Source organism: Oribacterium sp. HCP3S3_B9 (assembly GCF_052064255.1).
In the GTDB taxonomy this organism is placed as follows: domain Bacteria; phylum Bacillota; class Clostridia; order Lachnospirales; family Lachnospiraceae; genus Oribacterium.
In genome coordinates this window covers 1-14,602 of record NZ_JBQHVY010000028.1, presented here as the reverse complement: position 1 = coordinate 14,602, position 14,602 = coordinate 1, and the positions used below count along the sequence as shown (strand labels likewise).

At 39.3% G+C, this 14,602-nt stretch carries 15 protein-coding genes; 14 read left to right on the top strand and 1 reads right to left on the bottom strand.

Going from position 1 to position 14,602, the window contains the following annotated elements; genetic code table 11:
* Positions 1-140: 140 nt before the first annotated feature.
* From ACTNC3_RS10820 to ACTNC3_RS10755, 14 genes are all read left to right on the top strand, one after another.
* The gene (locus tag ACTNC3_RS10820) at positions 141-1,208 is read left to right on the top strand and encodes a glycosyltransferase family 4 protein (protein WP_441227435.1); all 1,068 of its coding nucleotides are present in this window, start codon (positions 141-143) and stop codon (positions 1,206-1,208) included.
* Positions 1,209-1,250: 42 nt separating this feature from the next.
* Positions 1,251-2,459, top strand: coding sequence for an O-antigen ligase family protein (locus ACTNC3_RS10815; RefSeq protein ID WP_441227434.1), 1,209 nt, complete (start codon positions 1,251-1,253; stop codon positions 2,457-2,459).
* Between the two features lie 12 nt (positions 2,460-2,471).
* Positions 2,472-3,365: an ATP-grasp fold amidoligase family protein gene (locus tag ACTNC3_RS10810; RefSeq protein WP_441227433.1), complete on the top strand. Its 894-nt coding sequence runs from the start codon at positions 2,472-2,474 to the stop codon at positions 3,363-3,365.
* Positions 3,362-4,498, top strand: coding sequence for a CapA family protein (locus ACTNC3_RS10805; RefSeq protein WP_441227432.1), 1,137 nt, complete (start codon positions 3,362-3,364; stop codon positions 4,496-4,498). Before ACTNC3_RS10810 ends, ACTNC3_RS10805 begins: the two co-directional genes overlap by 4 nt.
* Positions 4,499-4,514: 16 nt before the next feature.
* A complete protein-coding gene (locus tag ACTNC3_RS10800) occupies positions 4,515-5,576 on the top strand; it encodes a glycosyltransferase family 2 protein (protein WP_441227431.1) in 1,062 nt (353 codons plus the stop codon).
* Between the two features lie 22 nt (positions 5,577-5,598).
* Positions 5,599-6,558 (top strand): glycosyltransferase family 2 protein, encoded by a 960-nt coding sequence (locus ACTNC3_RS10795; protein ID WP_441227430.1) that lies wholly within the window; start codon positions 5,599-5,601, stop codon positions 6,556-6,558.
* On the top strand, positions 6,548-7,666 hold the full coding sequence (locus ACTNC3_RS10790) for a polysaccharide pyruvyl transferase family protein (RefSeq protein WP_441227429.1): 1,119 nt from the start codon (positions 6,548-6,550) through the stop codon (positions 7,664-7,666). The genes ACTNC3_RS10795 and ACTNC3_RS10790 overlap by 11 nt, the downstream gene beginning before the upstream one ends.
* Before the next feature lies 1 nt (position 7,667).
* Positions 7,668-9,230, top strand: a complete 1,563-nt coding sequence (locus tag ACTNC3_RS10785) for a lipopolysaccharide biosynthesis protein (protein ID WP_441227428.1) — start codon at positions 7,668-7,670, stop codon at positions 9,228-9,230.
* Between the two features lies 1 nt (position 9,231).
* On the top strand, positions 9,232-10,173 hold the full coding sequence (locus tag ACTNC3_RS10780) for a Coenzyme F420 hydrogenase/dehydrogenase, beta subunit C-terminal domain (protein WP_441227427.1): 942 nt from the start codon (positions 9,232-9,234) through the stop codon (positions 10,171-10,173).
* 78 nt (positions 10,174-10,251) lie between these two features.
* Positions 10,252-11,397 (top strand): AbiH family protein, encoded by a 1,146-nt coding sequence (locus ACTNC3_RS10775; RefSeq protein ID WP_441227426.1) that lies wholly within the window; start codon positions 10,252-10,254, stop codon positions 11,395-11,397.
* A gap of 295 nt (positions 11,398-11,692) precedes the next feature.
* Positions 11,693-12,514 (top strand): SMODS domain-containing nucleotidyltransferase, encoded by an 822-nt coding sequence (locus ACTNC3_RS10770; RefSeq protein WP_441227425.1) that lies wholly within the window; start codon positions 11,693-11,695, stop codon positions 12,512-12,514.
* Positions 12,514-13,089: an SLATT domain-containing protein gene (locus ACTNC3_RS10765; RefSeq protein ID WP_441227424.1), complete on the top strand. Its 576-nt coding sequence runs from the start codon at positions 12,514-12,516 to the stop codon at positions 13,087-13,089. Before ACTNC3_RS10770 ends, ACTNC3_RS10765 begins: the two co-directional genes overlap by 1 nt.
* The gene (locus tag ACTNC3_RS10760) at positions 13,073-13,288 is read left to right on the top strand and encodes a 4Fe-4S dicluster domain-containing protein (RefSeq protein ID WP_441227423.1); all 216 of its coding nucleotides are present in this window, start codon (positions 13,073-13,075) and stop codon (positions 13,286-13,288) included. Before ACTNC3_RS10765 ends, ACTNC3_RS10760 begins: the two co-directional genes overlap by 17 nt.
* Positions 13,289-13,828: 540 nt before the next feature.
* The gene (locus ACTNC3_RS10755; protein ID WP_441227422.1) at positions 13,829-14,245 is read left to right on the top strand and encodes a hypothetical protein; all 417 of its coding nucleotides are present in this window, start codon (positions 13,829-13,831) and stop codon (positions 14,243-14,245) included.
* Between the two features lie 150 nt (positions 14,246-14,395).
* Here the strand turns inward: ACTNC3_RS10755 and ACTNC3_RS10750 are convergent.
* The coding region (locus tag ACTNC3_RS10750; RefSeq protein WP_441227421.1) for a hypothetical protein at positions 14,396-14,602 on the bottom strand (207 nt) is incomplete at its 5' end.

Here is a 14,602-nt window from a genome sequence, read left to right as displayed (position 1 = left end):
AGACAGTACCTCAGAATGAAGAAATCGTGTCCTGACAAAAACAAGGAATTCCCTTTCCAAAAACAGGGAATTTTGATGACAATTTTGAGGATTAACTATTGACAATATACATTTGGCGCTTTATTCGAAAGGAAAGTGAAATGAAGTATCTCTTTGTTGCATCCGGGATGCGTTTCGGCGGTGCAGAACGGGTCATGAGTATTCTTGCTAATGAATGGTATAGTCGTGGAGAAAAAGTAAGATTTTTTCTTACAGGAACTCCAGCGGAAAGCAGTTATCCGCTGAGTAAGGGGATTAATATCGTCAGCAGTTTTGAAGCAGCTCAGCAAGCACGGTTTGAGCAGACTGTACATATTCGTGAGATACGGAAGGAATGTCTGGATTGGAAGCCTGATGTGGTTATTTCTTTTTATAATGACATATGTGCTCTGACTGCCATTGCTATCATGGGCTTGAACATACCCCTGATTTATTCGGAAAGAAATGATCCTAATAAGGTAAATCAACGGCCTGTGGATAAAATCTACAGGAAAATCGTAGAACATAAAGCCGATAAGTTTGTTTTTCAAACTGAAGGTGCAAAAAAGTGCTATCCCGATAAGGTGCAAAGGAAAAGCTGTGTGATTCTGAACCCTATGGACACCACATCATTTCCGACGCATGATTTTTCAAATGAAGAGAAGACTATCGTATCTGTCGGGAGACTGGAGAATCAGAAAAACCAGGCTCTGATGATTGATGCTTTTTCCATGATTAAGGATCAGATTCCTGATTTCCGGCTTATTATTTATGGCGAAGGAAAGTTGCGTAACAATCTGGAAGATCGTATTCAACAAAAGGGACTTCAGGGGCGGGTTTTCTTACCTGGCGCAAAAACCGGAATTCAGGACTACATAAAAAATTCTGCGCTGTTTGTTCTCAGTTCAGACTACGAAGGAATCCCAAATGCATTAATTGAAGCGATGGCAATTGGCTTGCCCTGTGTCTCCACTGACTGCTCACCCGGTGGCGCAAGGGAGCTGATTAAGGATGAAAAGAATGGGCTTCTGGTTCCATGCAATGATGCAGAGGAATTGGCGAGTGCAATGATTAAAATGATTCAAGATCGTGAACTTGCAAAAAGATGCGGTGAAAATGCACATGAAATCCGAAGCAGAGTGGAGGCATCCGTGATTGCAAATAGGTGGTTGGAGTTTATTGGTGAGTGAATAAAGGTAGTCAGCCAAAGATGTTGTGAGGTATAAAAAACTGTGGAAGTAACGTATAAACAAATCAGTAATATTGCTATGACACTTTTTTTTGCGGTTGCACTGAACCCTGAATGGAGCAGTAACCCTATATTTTGGTGGGGAAGCGTATTTCTTGCGCTTGGAGTGTATGCTGCAACTCATCATTTTTCCGTTCCCTTTCGGATGACGCAATTTAAGACTTGGTTTCTTCTGTTTTTTTGTGTTTGCTTGCTTTCTATTCCCCTTGCAATTAATAGAAGTAATTCTTTGAACACCATGAAAACTCTGGTGGTGCTCATAATAATCCTCTTTGTAATAGACGATGAAATTCAGACAGATCAAGATTTAGAGAAATACATGCAAATGTACATGGTCGCAGTTTTCGTTATGATGCTGTACGTAGTACTGAATGTGGATTTGAACAATTTTCAACTCAGCCAACATGGGTGGGCAGACACAGGTATGTGGAATGGAAATGATGTAGGTTTGAAGTGTGCTGTATTTCTAATCTTTTCCTTGCATTCTTTTAATTTAGATAGACGTGTTTTTAGGCGTTTTTATCTACTCGTTGGATCAGTACTTGCATTAGTGTTGCTATACTTCACTGCTTCTCGAAAAGCGTTGCTGATAGCTGTATTTGGTATTGCATTGTATTACTACTTTAAGCATCCAAATAAGCGTTTTCGGAATTTACTGATTATTATATTTGGTATCTATGCGGCATTTCAGCTTGTCATGAATGTTCCTGAGCTCTATGAGGCAATTGGATGGAGAATCGAGGGAATGTTATCACTTGTGAGCGGAAAAGGCACGGCTGATAGCAGCGCGCTTCTGAGAGCTCGGTACATTCAGGTCGGCTTTGATGCTTTCAAAAAGTCTCCGATTATTGGCTATGGAGTAGATAACTATCGTTTTATAAACCTAAGGGAAACAGGGCACTTTACCTACTCGCATAATAACTTTGTAGATATACTTGTAGGTGTTGGAATTTTAGGATTTTTTTGTTACTACTCCTACTACATAAAGCTGGTATTTGATTTTTTGAAACTTTATTTAAGGCGAAATACATCTATGCTGTTAAATACCGTAGCGATTTGTTTTCTGTGCTATTTCGCTATGCACATTGCAGTAGTATCGTATAACGATATTTTGCAGAATATTTTGATTCTGTTTTTTGCAAAGGCGTTGGTGATTCAGAAATCCAGTAATGTTACGGAAGAGTTGGAATGAAAAGGAGAAAAAATGAATAAAAGAATTTTTGAAGCGTTGCTTCGCAGACATTTGTTGGACTGGATGCCGGATGCAACCTTTTTAAAGCTTGCATATAAATCTCGAATGGGTACAAAGCTGAATTTACAAAATCCTCAAACATATAATGAAAAACTCCAGTGGCTAAAACTGTATGATCGTAGACCAGAATATACAATGATGGTGGATAAGTACAAAGTACGTGATTACATAGCAGATAAACTAGGTGAGGAATACTTAATACCATTACTTGGTGTGTGGGATGATCCTGATGAGATTGATTTTGATGCATTACCAAATCAGTTTGTATTGAAGTGTAATCATAATTCTGGACTTGGAATGTGCATTTGCAAGGATAAAAGTAAATTAGATATCAAAAAAGTTAAAGAAGACCTTCGGAAAGGGCTAAATCAAGACTATTACTTGACTGGACGTGAATGGCCGTATAAAGATGTTCCGCGAAAAATAATTTGCGAAAAATATATGGTTGACGAGTCTGGATATGAACTTAAAGATTATAAGTTATATTGCTTCAACGGAAAAGTTAAGTTAGTAATGCTTAATTCAGACAGAATGTCTAATGAAAAAACAAAGGCAGATTATTTTGATGAGAATTTTTCTCATTTAAATTTCACATGGGGATATGAAAATGCAAAAGTAACGCCTCAAAAACCAAATCACTTCGAAAATATGAAAGAGTTGGCAGAAAAACTAGCTAATGGAATACCCCAAGTTAGAGTTGATTTTTATCAAACTCCTGCGGGAATATATTTTGGAGAATTGACTTTTTTTGACGGCAGTGGATTTGATTCATTTAATCCTGTAGAGTGGGATTACAAAATGGGAAGTATGATTAGACTTCCGGGAGAAAAGGTGAATACACGATGAAAATATTAATTGGTGCAGATCTTGTCCCTACGAATAGTAATATAGAATTCTTTGAATCAGGAGATAGCAAGGCCTTACTTGGCGAAGAACTGGATAATATACTTAAAAACGCTGATTATCGTATTTTCAATTTAGAAGTTCCACTGACGGATCGGGAGCAGCCTATCCCTAAGTGTGGCCCAAATCTGATTGCACCAACCAAGTGTGTTGCGGCGTATAAAGCCATGCATGTCGATTTGTTGACTCTTGCCAACAATCACATTTTGGATCAGGATCAGCAGGGATTGGAAAGCACCTGTAGCGTGCTTGATACTGCAGGAATTGCCTACACAGGTGTGGGACAAACGCCAGAGGAAGCCGCAAAACCATATATATTCGAATGCGACGGAAAGAGGATTGGTGTATACGCCTGTGCGGAGCATGAGTTTTCCATTGTAACAGAACATTCTGCTGGGGCAAACCCCATCGATCTGTTGGAATCTCCAGACCACGTTGCGGCCTTGAAAGAACAGTGTGACTATGTAATCGTTCTATACCACGGAGGAAAAGAACACTATCGATATCCTTCTCCAAATCTGCAGAAGGTCTGCCGTAAGCTGGTAGAAAAGGGCGCTGATTTAGTAGTATGTCAACACAGCCATTGCATAGGGTGCGAAGAAAAAATACCGGGGGGGGGTACAATCATATATGGTCAAGGTAACTTCCTGTTTGATGACAGCGAAAGTGAATTCTGGCAGACAAGTCTGCTAATACAAATTGGAGACAGATTTGAAATTAGCTACATTCCATTAAAAAAAGATGGATACCGTGTTCGGGTGGCAAATAAAAACGAGACAGAAACAATTATATCTGAGTTTTGCCAGAGAAACCTTGAGGTTGAAGACAGTGCTATTCTTCATCATAAGTATGTACAATTTGCAGCATCCTCTTTGGATTCCTATCTTCTTTCTTTATCCGGGGTCAGAGATAAGTTGTTATTCCGTGTAATTAACAAATTGTCCAATTATCGCCTTGTGAAGTGGTTTATTAAGAGAAGGTATAACAATGAGGATTTGCTTGTAATACAAAACTGCGTCCAATGTGAAGCGCACAACGAACTTCTTTCTCAGGGGGTGAAAATAATAAAGCATTAATATGGAGAGTTGTTGAATGGAAAGAAAATTATTTAGTATCTTAATTCCTGTTTTTAATGTAGAGAAATATTTATCTATTTGTTTGGAGTCTGTATTGCAACAGTCTTTCACGGATTACGAAATTATCCTTGTAGACGATGGTTCAAAGGATGCAAGTGGGCAAATTTGTGACGACTACGTAGCCCGCTATCCAGAAAAGATTCAAGTAATTCACAAACCAAATCAGGGTTTGATTTCTGCAAGAAGGGCTGGTTTAAAGCTTGCTAATGGTCGTTATGTATGCTTTTTGGACAGTGATGATTGTATAGCGACCAATGCCCTGGGCAGATTATCCGATATTATTAATGCTACAGATTCCGATGTGATTGTGTTTGAGTGGAAACTAATTAACACTAATGGGGAAGTAGTGAATACAACAGAACCTCCTCTGTTCGCACGAACAGGCATTCTAGATAAGAATACGGTTTTCGAACGTATGATGTCTACGTCCAGATTGAATTCATTATGCAAAAAGTGCTGCAAATATGAGCTTTTTGACATTGATTCAGATTACAGCAACCTCTATAAAATTCAAAATGGAGAAGACATGATTCAAAGCCTTCCCGTAATGTATCAGGCAAGCACTTTTTATTATTTGAATGAAGCTCTATATTTGTATAGGATAAATACATCAAGTATCACGCATGTCTATCGGAAAGGTCAGCACCAAGCCACTAATGTAGTTAGGCCACTGCTATATTCATATATTGAAAAGTTGGGTTTGGATACACCAAAGAACAAAATTACTTTTTTTAACACTTACTTAGGTTTCCTTTGGGACGATATAGAAGCGATGTATGCAGGGCTTCCATCTGATAATGAACGGAATGTTGTTTTAGATGAATTGCGCTCCTATGAATTTGTGCAAAAAGGCAGAGAGTATTTAAGCAAATGCTCTCTTTCCAAGCGTGCTCATCTAGGACTTTACGTATTTTATAAAAATAATAACAAAGCAATGAATGCATACATGAAGGTGTATATGACAGTTGTAAAAATCTTTGTAGGAGCAAAATCTGCCTTGCGCAGACTTCTCAAATAACCAGAAAAAGGGAGGTGGCCTTATGAAACTATCAATAATCGTTCCAGTCTATAATCTGGAAAACTATATTGCCACTACAATGAACTCTCTACTATCCATCCATTTTTCCTCTGACTATGAGATTATTATGATAAATGATGGTTCCACAGACGATAGCGAATCAATCATACGTGGGTATCAGCGGTTACACAACCAAATTGTACTGTATTCCATAGAAAATCAGGGAGTATCAAATGCTCGGAATGTTGCAATTAGTAAGGCCACGGGAGAATACATTACTTTCGTTGATGGTGATGATACAGTAGAGCCAGATTTCTTTGAAAAGGCCGTACGGGAATTGGACAGAGGTGGGTATGATTTTGTTCAGGGAAATTACAGAATAATTGATGGTGACAATACAAGTTACGAGCAATTTGTTTCAAAAGATGTAGTTATAACTGAAAAAGACAAAATGCTTGAAAACCTATTTGGATTAGAGAAATTAATCCATAATGCAGTCTGGGGAAAGGTATACCGCACAGAAATAACTAGGGACGTTTTATTTGATCGAGAAATAAAAATAGCAGAAGATCAGAAATTTGTTTTTGATGTCATAACAAAATCCAAAAAGATAAAGTTGTTAAGTTGTGTTGGATATAATTATTTCCAGAGAAACACATCGGCGATGCACGATGTAAATATTAATAAGGATTTAGATAAATTGAAGGTTCTCTCCTATTGCAAAAAACGAGTAAGTACCAACAGTATTTTGCTTTGTATTGAACGTCATGAATTGCGCACACTTTTAAACATGTACAATGTGATAACAAGGAATGGCGGGGATAACAGAGAGTGCTATGAGAGAATGTGTGCATTGGATATTAAACCAATATGGGATAGCTTAAATAATAATACCAGGATTAGAATATTACTGATAAAGCATACTCGATTTATCTATGATTTGATTTTACGAAAGAGGCACAAGTATTCTAATGGAAAATAGAAATGCTGCAATTGTTACAATAGATGATTATATAAATTACGGTAACAGGCTCCAAAACTATGCGTTGACTAAACTATTGCAGAATGAAGGATTCCAGGTCTTCAATGGGGTGAGAGTTTATACAAAAGAAGATTGGATAAATAGAACAAATGATGAAATAAAAAAAATAGTAAAACGGTTTATTCCTTTCAGGATATTAAAAGGAAAACTGTATTCTCCACAGGATAAGAGTGGGTTGAAAAAGGAAAGAGAAAAGAAATTCCTTGATTTTGTTCATAGTTATACAGCTATTTTAGATCCGATTATTTGTTCGAGCCATTCTCGAGCCGTTAGGTCATTGAAAAAGTACGCGATAGATTATTTTGTTGTTGGAAGCGACCAGGTGTGGAATCCTTATTATGAAGCAAAAGAGTACGAATTTTTGACATTTGCTCCTAAAGATAAAAGGCTTTCATTTGCTGCTAGTATAGGAGCAAACAGTATTCCAGATGGGGCGAAGTGGTACTTCAAAAAGAACCTCTCAAATATGAAGTATATATCTGTTCGAGAAGAAAGAGCAGCTGAAATAGTGAAGGAATTAACCGGAAGAACTGCTGATATTACACTTGATCCGACACTTTTACTAGATAAAGCTGATTGGGAACACGTCGCAAAGAAGCCGGAATTATATATTGAAAGTAAATACATCTGCACCTATTTTCTTGGCGAGGTTCCTGAAGCTGTTAAGGCTTTTGCTAAAGAAATAGGATTGCCTATATATGCTCTTAACTCGATAGACAGTCCAGAGTTATATACATTAGACCCAGCTGAATTCTTGTACATGATTCAGAATGCGTCTTATGTGCTGACAGATTCATTCCACGCAGTCGCTTTTTCCATCAAGTTCAATAAAGAATTTTATGTCTTTGATAGAAAGCAAGATGGCGTGAGCAGTATGTTCTCACGAATTGAGACAATTACTAAACGGTTTGGCTTGGAAAATAGAATTCAGAATAGAGACAGAATTGTTGAGCAAGAACCGGTTAGCAATTGGAATGAAATTGAAGACGAACTGGTAGTTGAGAAAAACAAGAGCATGGGAAAACTATTGGAAGCGATGGGTATATGAAATGGCAAAAATAGAAAGAACTAAAAATGCGACGCGAAATATTATTTTCGGTGTAATTCTAAAAATATACCAGATACTAGTACCATTCCTGATGCGTACAGCAATGATTTACCTGATGGGTGTTCAGTATCTGGGATTAAATAGTCTCTTCACATCAGTCCTTCAAGTTTTGAACCTTGCGGAACTAGGTGTGGGCTCTGCGATGGTTTATAGTATGTATAAACCTATTGCGGAAGATGATGAGGCTACCATCTGTGCGCTCATGAAACTCTATAGAACATATTATAGAGTAATTGGCTTGGTCATAGCTGTTGTCGGATGCATTTTGACTCCATTTATTCCATATTTAATAAAGAGTGATGTTCCGTCTGGAATTAATATATATATTCTCTACTTATTGAACCTTTGTGCCACAGTACTTTCGTATTGGCTGTTTGCGTATAAGAATTCTATTTTGCAGGCACACCAGAGGACAGATGTAGTTTCTAAAGTTGCTATCATAACAAATACAATTCAATATGGGTTGCAGATTTTGGTGCTCTTAGCTTTCCACAATTACTATATTTATGTAATAGTTGCACTCGCAACTCAGGCACTTACCAATATCGCGACCGCGGTATGCGCTAATAAACTGTATCCAAAGTTTAAACCCCAGGGAAGCGTTGATAAGGCTCAGGTACAGAGAATTAATCAAAGAATTAGAGACTTATTCACATCAAAGATTGGCGGCATCATTTACGACTCCGCTGATACCATCGTGATTTCTGCTTTTCTTGGGTTAATAGTACTTGCTGTTTATCAAAACTACTTCTACATACTGAATTCAATATCTGGGTTAATCACTGTTGTGTTTTCGGCATGTACTGCTGGAATTGGCAACAGCATAGTAGTGGAAAGCAAGGAAAAGAATTATCAGGATCTGAAAAAGTTCACTTTTATCATTACTTGGATTGCAGGATTTTGCTCAGTCTGCTTATTGTGCATCTACCAGCCATTCATGGAACTGTGGGTAGGTAAGGATCTGATGCTTTCTCTTTCGGCAGTAGTATGCTTTGTAGTTTATTTCTTCGTCCGCCAATTCAATGCGCTTTTTAATTTATACAAAGATGCCTCTGGAATGTGGCATGAGGACAGGTTTAGACCCTTGGCTGCGGCATTAACAAATCTTGTGTTGAACTTAATTCTGGTACAGTTCATCGGCATTTACGGAATTCTTTTATCTACCGTACTCGCCATCCTCTGTGTTGGCATGCCGTGGTTATTGCATAATCTGTTTACCGTAATCTTTGAAAAAAAGCACATGTGGCCATATATTGGCAGATTAGCAAAGTACTGTTTAGTAGTGTTGTTCAGTTGCGTGGTCACATATTTTATCTGCTCAAGAATTAGTATGGGCCTCATACCTACGATTTTAGTTCGTGGTGTGATATGCATTATTGTTCCAAATGCGATTTATTATCTGGCATTCAGAAATACAGACGAATACAACCAAGCCCTGCATCTGGCCGATAATATGATGAAAGGTAAAATCAACAAAGTGTTGGTTAAACTTGGAATGAATTAAAATGAAAACATATGCAGCGATATATAAGAACAATAAAATAAGAGAAAACTCCTCATCTGGTGGTATATTTTCTGCCCTTGCTGACAAGTTTGATGTTGTCTATGGCGTGGCTATGACCGAAGACTGCTATGGCGCAGAAATGGTCAGAGTGGAGGGAGATGTCAGTCCTCTTCGCGGATCAAAGTATTTCCAGGCCAAAGTAGGAAATGCACTTAAGCAGGTGAAGAAGGATTTGGAGGAGGGAAGAAAGGTACTGTTCTCTGGAACTGGATGTCAGATCAATGGGCTTTCACTATTCTTAGGCAAAGAATACACAAATCTCTTCTTACTTGACATCATCTGTCATGGCACTCCATCTCCAAAACTGTGGAGAGAATATGTGGCCTACCAGGAAAAGCAGCACGGAAAGTTGGAGAGCGTGAACTTCCGATGTAAGGATGACAGCTGGATTGACTTCGGTATGAAAGAGAATCAACTCTACATATCAAAGGATACCGATTCCTTCATGCGCATGTTCCTTCGAGATTACTGCCTTCGTCCTGCTTGCTATGAGTGTCAAGCAAAACGATATAGGAAAGCAGACATGACTATTGCTGATTTCTGGGGTATACAAAATGTAGCTCCGGAGATGAATGATGGCAGGGGGACAAGTCTGGTAATCACAAGAACCGATAAAGGCCAGGAACTGTTTGATAGCATAAAGAATGAGCTAAAGTGGAAAGAAGTCAGTTATGAGGAAGGAGTAAAAGGTAATCCTTCGGAGTATAAATCGGTTGCTCGTCCACAGCAAAGGGATACATTCTTTGAAGATTTGGATAAATTGTCGTTTGAGGAAATGGCTAAGAAATATGCAGCTGATATAAAAGTTCCGCTTAAAAGCAGAGTCGTGAATAAAATAAAACGTACAATCAAGAAAATCCTTCGGGGGGGGGTATGCCATTAAGTCAAATAAGTAATTCTGATTATGGCATGTTGCTTACATTTAAGAAGTGACCCACCCACCAACACTACTAAAAAACCTATGAAAGAAATCATTTGTAAAGACTGTGGCAAAAGCTTCTCCATTTCACCAGAAGAGGAAAAGTTCTATATCTCAAAGGGACTACAGATTCCAAAGAGATGCAAAGAATGCCGCAAAACCAGAAAAGAACAAAAGGCACAGGAAGAAAAAAGAATAAAGGTAGAGCAGGACGAGAAGGAACTTCAAAGGCTTGTAGCCAAATTCGAGCAAAAGCCCATCGAGTTTGCAAACCCTGACAAATCGCTTGTGATTATCGGCAATGGTTTCGACATCATGCATGGTGTGAAATCTTCCTATTGGGAATTTCAGAAGACGATAGGTAAGAACAATCCATTGCGATGGGAAATGGAGACATACCTTGATACTGGTGATTTATGGTCAAACCTTGAGGATTCACTAGGTAGACTGAATTATAGCATGTTCCTTAATCCTGAAGTGATAGATATGTGGCTTGATAACTTTGGGGCATACGATCCTGATTGTCAGGCAGCAGATTTCTTTGCCGCTGTGGAGACAGCAATTGGACCCACATTCAACATTCCAAGAGAACTGAACTATAGATTCAGGAAATGGATTAAGACTTTAAAAGTTGAGAGCGATGACAGACCATTCTCAATGCTCCATGGCGGTTACAAAGTTTTGAATTTCAACTATACTGAGTTCATCGAGACATTGTATGGGGCTAAAAGAGAGAATGTCTGCTATATCCACGGTTGCAGGAAAACTGAAAAAGGTAAGAAGCCAGATGAAATAATTCTTGGTCACAAGCCTGGCATGGAAGAAGAACAGTGGGATAAGGTGGAACTGAAACCATTCAAGTTCAAGAATCCGTATAAAAGGTATGTGATGGAAGCGGCTTTGGAAACTGCAGCAAGAGAAGCATCCTGGTATGACGATTCCACGACAAAGAAGTGTGAAGATATCATAAAGAACCATAAGGACTTCTTTGACGGGTTGAGTAGCATTGAAGAAGTATTCGTCATCGGTCATTCCTTGTCAGAAGTTGACTATCCATACTTCGAAGAAGTACGAAGCAGGTGTGATGCGAAGTGGCATATCGGCTATCATTCACTGGATGATATGAAGAGACTGATTGCTCTTGTAGGGTATTTGGATTTAAAGGATGTAACGGTATTTAGGACGTAATATTCGTCACCTTGCCATCTATCAAATCATCCTTAAAAATGATATAATATAAGCAAATCCAGGGATGGATTTCTTTATTGCTTTATTCCTTCTCTAGTAAGGAAAGATAGTCAAACTAATCGCCGCTCTGATTTTCAGAAGGTTTGGCCAAACTACTGGAATAGTTTGGTGGAGGATTGGATTGATGCTTATATTCCTGTGGGATAATACGTCTGCTTTCGGTGCGGTATTTGAAAACAGGAAGACATGTTTTTTGATGGGGTAAGGGGTAACTTTACCCTAAAAGCCAATCAAAATGGAGGATGTGATAATAGTGGATAGAGTTCAAAAGCATGGTGAAATTGTACCCAAAGAAATAAGAGATGCAGTATCCGCTAGATATCATCGCATCACAAGAGCGGTAAACAGTGAATTCTGGAACTCCACAAGTGATACACTCCATAGTTTATATGTTGGTTCATATGGTCGTGGTACAGCCATAGATACAAGCGATGTGGATATGCTCGTCATCTTACCACAGAATGTATATGAACAGCATGATAGTTTAAAAGGTAATGGTCAATCCAGACTTCTCCAAGCAGTGAAAGGTGCTATCCAATCAGCATACCCAAGAAGCGATATAAGGGCAGACGGTCAGGTTGTGGTTATTGACTTTGCAGATGGCATCAAGTTTGAAGTGGTGCCTGCATTTGAGAGGGAGTACGTTTACCCGTACTATAAAAAAGAGTTCATATATCCTGACACAAACAATGGCGGGAATTGGAAGTCCACAAATCCAAAATCTGAGCAGGATGCAATGAACGAAAAGAACGGGACAAGCAACGGTCTATTGAAAGACACATGCAGACACATTCGCAGAATACATAATGAGAAGTTCAGCAGTTATAACTTGTCTGGAATCCTGATTGATAGCTTTGTTTATCACGCTATTCAAGGTTGGGAATGGACTCCACCTGGTGGAGAAGGAAGTTCACCTGGAACATATGAAGGAGTTCTATATGACTACTTCAACAATCATAGGTGGAGTACACTATATGCTCCAGGTAGTGGAATGATTGTTGATACTGATGATTATACCTGTCTGGAAAAAATACTGAAATATATGGCTGGTAAGTAATGATGGAGTATAAAGAGAAGCTTGAATCTCAGATAAAAGAACAATACGGCAAACTGGTATATTCATATACTTGCCATTGGGAAGAAGTAGCGATTCTGAAGAAAACCAGTGGCAGGGTAAAATGGATCGATATAATACTTACTGCCGTTTCAGCCACAGGTATGGTATCGTTCTTTATATTTGATTCGAAATGTCTTGCTGCTATTGGTGCGGTATTCTCGGCATTATCTCTGGCGATTACTTTGTTTTCAAAGGAGTATAACGTTGATGAGAAGATAATCAGCCATCAAAAATCGGCAGATGATTTATGGATTGTGAGAGAGAAGTACATCTCCTTATTAACGGATATGGGACAGATAAGCACCGATGAAATCTGTAAGAGACGAGATGAATTGCTGGAAGAGTCTGCGGCGATATACAAGGCGGCTTTGCCAACTAGCGCAAAGGCATATGAAAGAGCACAGAATAAAATCAAGAACGAAGAATACCAGTTCTTCACTGAAGATGAGTTGGACAAAATGATGCCAAATCATTTGAGGAAGCAAGAAGGTGATGCACATGAACGAGATAAATAACAAACCAATCCCGGTTCTTTACGAAAGAAAAGAAGACTGCTGTGGCTGCACAGCGTGTTATGCGATATGCCCGAAGTCTGCCATTAAAATGGTAGAAGATGAAGAGGGATTTGAGTACCCGCAAATCGATGAGAGTATTTGTGTAAGGTGCGGGATGTGTTTGAAGGTTTGCCCGATCAAGGAAGCAAAGAAGAGCTAATCTTTCTTTCCTCTATTTCCCACGCACTCTGTGTCACCAATCTCCCAATTTTCCTTCTCATCCCAGCCTTCAAATTTTCGCCCTCAAAAGCATTAAAAAAGCAGCCGAAGCTGTGGATGAGAAAAAAGTGGTGAATAAACACACCACAGAAATGTGCTTAATCCCTTCTCATCCCCTGTGTTTTCTTCTTTTCGTCCACACCTACTTTTATTCTTCTTATTCTTCCACACTACTTTCCTTGTGTTGCTCTTTCCTTTTCTACCAGAAAAGGTTTTTTCTGGCCGCCTTTTCTACTTTTTTTGAAAAGTAGATGGATGGGGGGAGAGAGTGGTTTTCCACCGCCAACTTTCCTTTTCCAGAAAAGTTCTTATTTTCTGGGGGTGCGGTTTTTCACACTACCTTGTGTGGTAGCGAAGTGTGGATGAGAAGTGTGGTAGTGAAGATGATAAGCTCATCAGAATAAATAACCTGGTGAGCTTTTTCATTAGACCTATTGCGTAATTTGCGACGATATGATATTATTGTCCCGGAGGTGAGGGAATGCCAAGGCCAAGAATATATGAAGATGTCGATAAAGAGATGAAACTGGAGGAGCTGGTCAAGATGGCCTGTGATTTGTTTGGACCTCCGTATGATGATAGAGAAGAGGATAAGTTGTCCAGACGGTCCATTCGGGAAGTGGGACGTATCATGCATCTTTCGGAAGCGAAAGTGAAACGACTGCTGGTTGAAGGGGGATGGTATTCCACGAAGGAGACCAGGGCAGTAAGAAGACTTATGAGGAGCGGTAAGACTGATGAGCAGATTGCAGAAGAACTTGGTATTACGACTCATAAGGTCAGAGTTTTGAAACCTTACAAGGATAGCAGGATTTATGGTATTGGCACAGTGAGTGCCCAGAAAAACAGAATGTATAGAAGGAGAAAAAGTGAAGATGAACACAGTGTGGTTGGATAAATGCTTCAAAGCGGCGGAGATGCTCTACTGTTGCTGATTTCATGAGCTGTCACGGAGCTGCTCTCATGAGCTGTCGCTGAACTGCTCAACTTTGCGTCATGAATGTCGTATGGGTTATCGCCGCCGGAGGTCGTCTTCGGCGGCGTTCGCTTACTCATTCACAACAAGCATTTCGTGTTCTGCCACATAACTGACCATGTGGTCATCGATCAGTCGCTTCTGTGTCTGACTGGCATACATCAGGCTTGGATATACCGGTGCGGTGAAACCGCCTGTCCGGAGGACTGGAAACCGATAGTCCGGACATAAGGGAACCGATATATATGCGGCGTAGCCACCATCCCGGAGAAAAATGAT

Excerpts from the sequence above, each read along its gene's own strand:
- ACTNC3_RS10820 (WP_441227435.1), top strand. The coding sequence starts at position 141 with ATGAAGTATCTCTTTGTTGCATCCGGGATGCGTTTCGGCGGTGCAGAA.
- ACTNC3_RS10810 (WP_441227433.1), top strand. The coding sequence starts at position 2,472 with ATGAATAAAAGAATTTTTGAAGCGTTGCTTCGCAGACATTTGTTGGAC.
- ACTNC3_RS10805 (WP_441227432.1), top strand. The coding sequence starts at position 3,362 with ATGAAAATATTAATTGGTGCAGATCTTGTCCCTACGAATAGTAATATA.
- ACTNC3_RS10800 (WP_441227431.1), top strand. The coding sequence starts at position 4,515 with ATGGAAAGAAAATTATTTAGTATCTTAATTCCTGTTTTTAATGTAGAG.
- ACTNC3_RS10795 (WP_441227430.1), top strand. The coding sequence starts at position 5,599 with ATGAAACTATCAATAATCGTTCCAGTCTATAATCTGGAAAACTATATT.
- ACTNC3_RS10790 (WP_441227429.1), top strand. The coding sequence starts at position 6,548 with ATGGAAAATAGAAATGCTGCAATTGTTACAATAGATGATTATATAAAT.
- ACTNC3_RS10785 (WP_441227428.1), top strand. The coding sequence starts at position 7,668 with ATGGCAAAAATAGAAAGAACTAAAAATGCGACGCGAAATATTATTTTC.
- ACTNC3_RS10780 (WP_441227427.1), top strand. The coding sequence starts at position 9,232 with ATGAAAACATATGCAGCGATATATAAGAACAATAAAATAAGAGAAAAC.
- ACTNC3_RS10775 (WP_441227426.1), top strand. The coding sequence starts at position 10,252 with ATGAAAGAAATCATTTGTAAAGACTGTGGCAAAAGCTTCTCCATTTCA.
- ACTNC3_RS10770 (WP_441227425.1), top strand. The coding sequence starts at position 11,693 with ATGGAGGATGTGATAATAGTGGATAGAGTTCAAAAGCATGGTGAAATT.
- ACTNC3_RS10765 (WP_441227424.1), top strand. The coding sequence starts at position 12,514 with ATGATGGAGTATAAAGAGAAGCTTGAATCTCAGATAAAAGAACAATAC.
- ACTNC3_RS10760 (WP_441227423.1), top strand. The coding sequence starts at position 13,073 with ATGAACGAGATAAATAACAAACCAATCCCGGTTCTTTACGAAAGAAAA.
- ACTNC3_RS10755 (WP_441227422.1), top strand. The coding sequence starts at position 13,829 with ATGCCAAGGCCAAGAATATATGAAGATGTCGATAAAGAGATGAAACTG.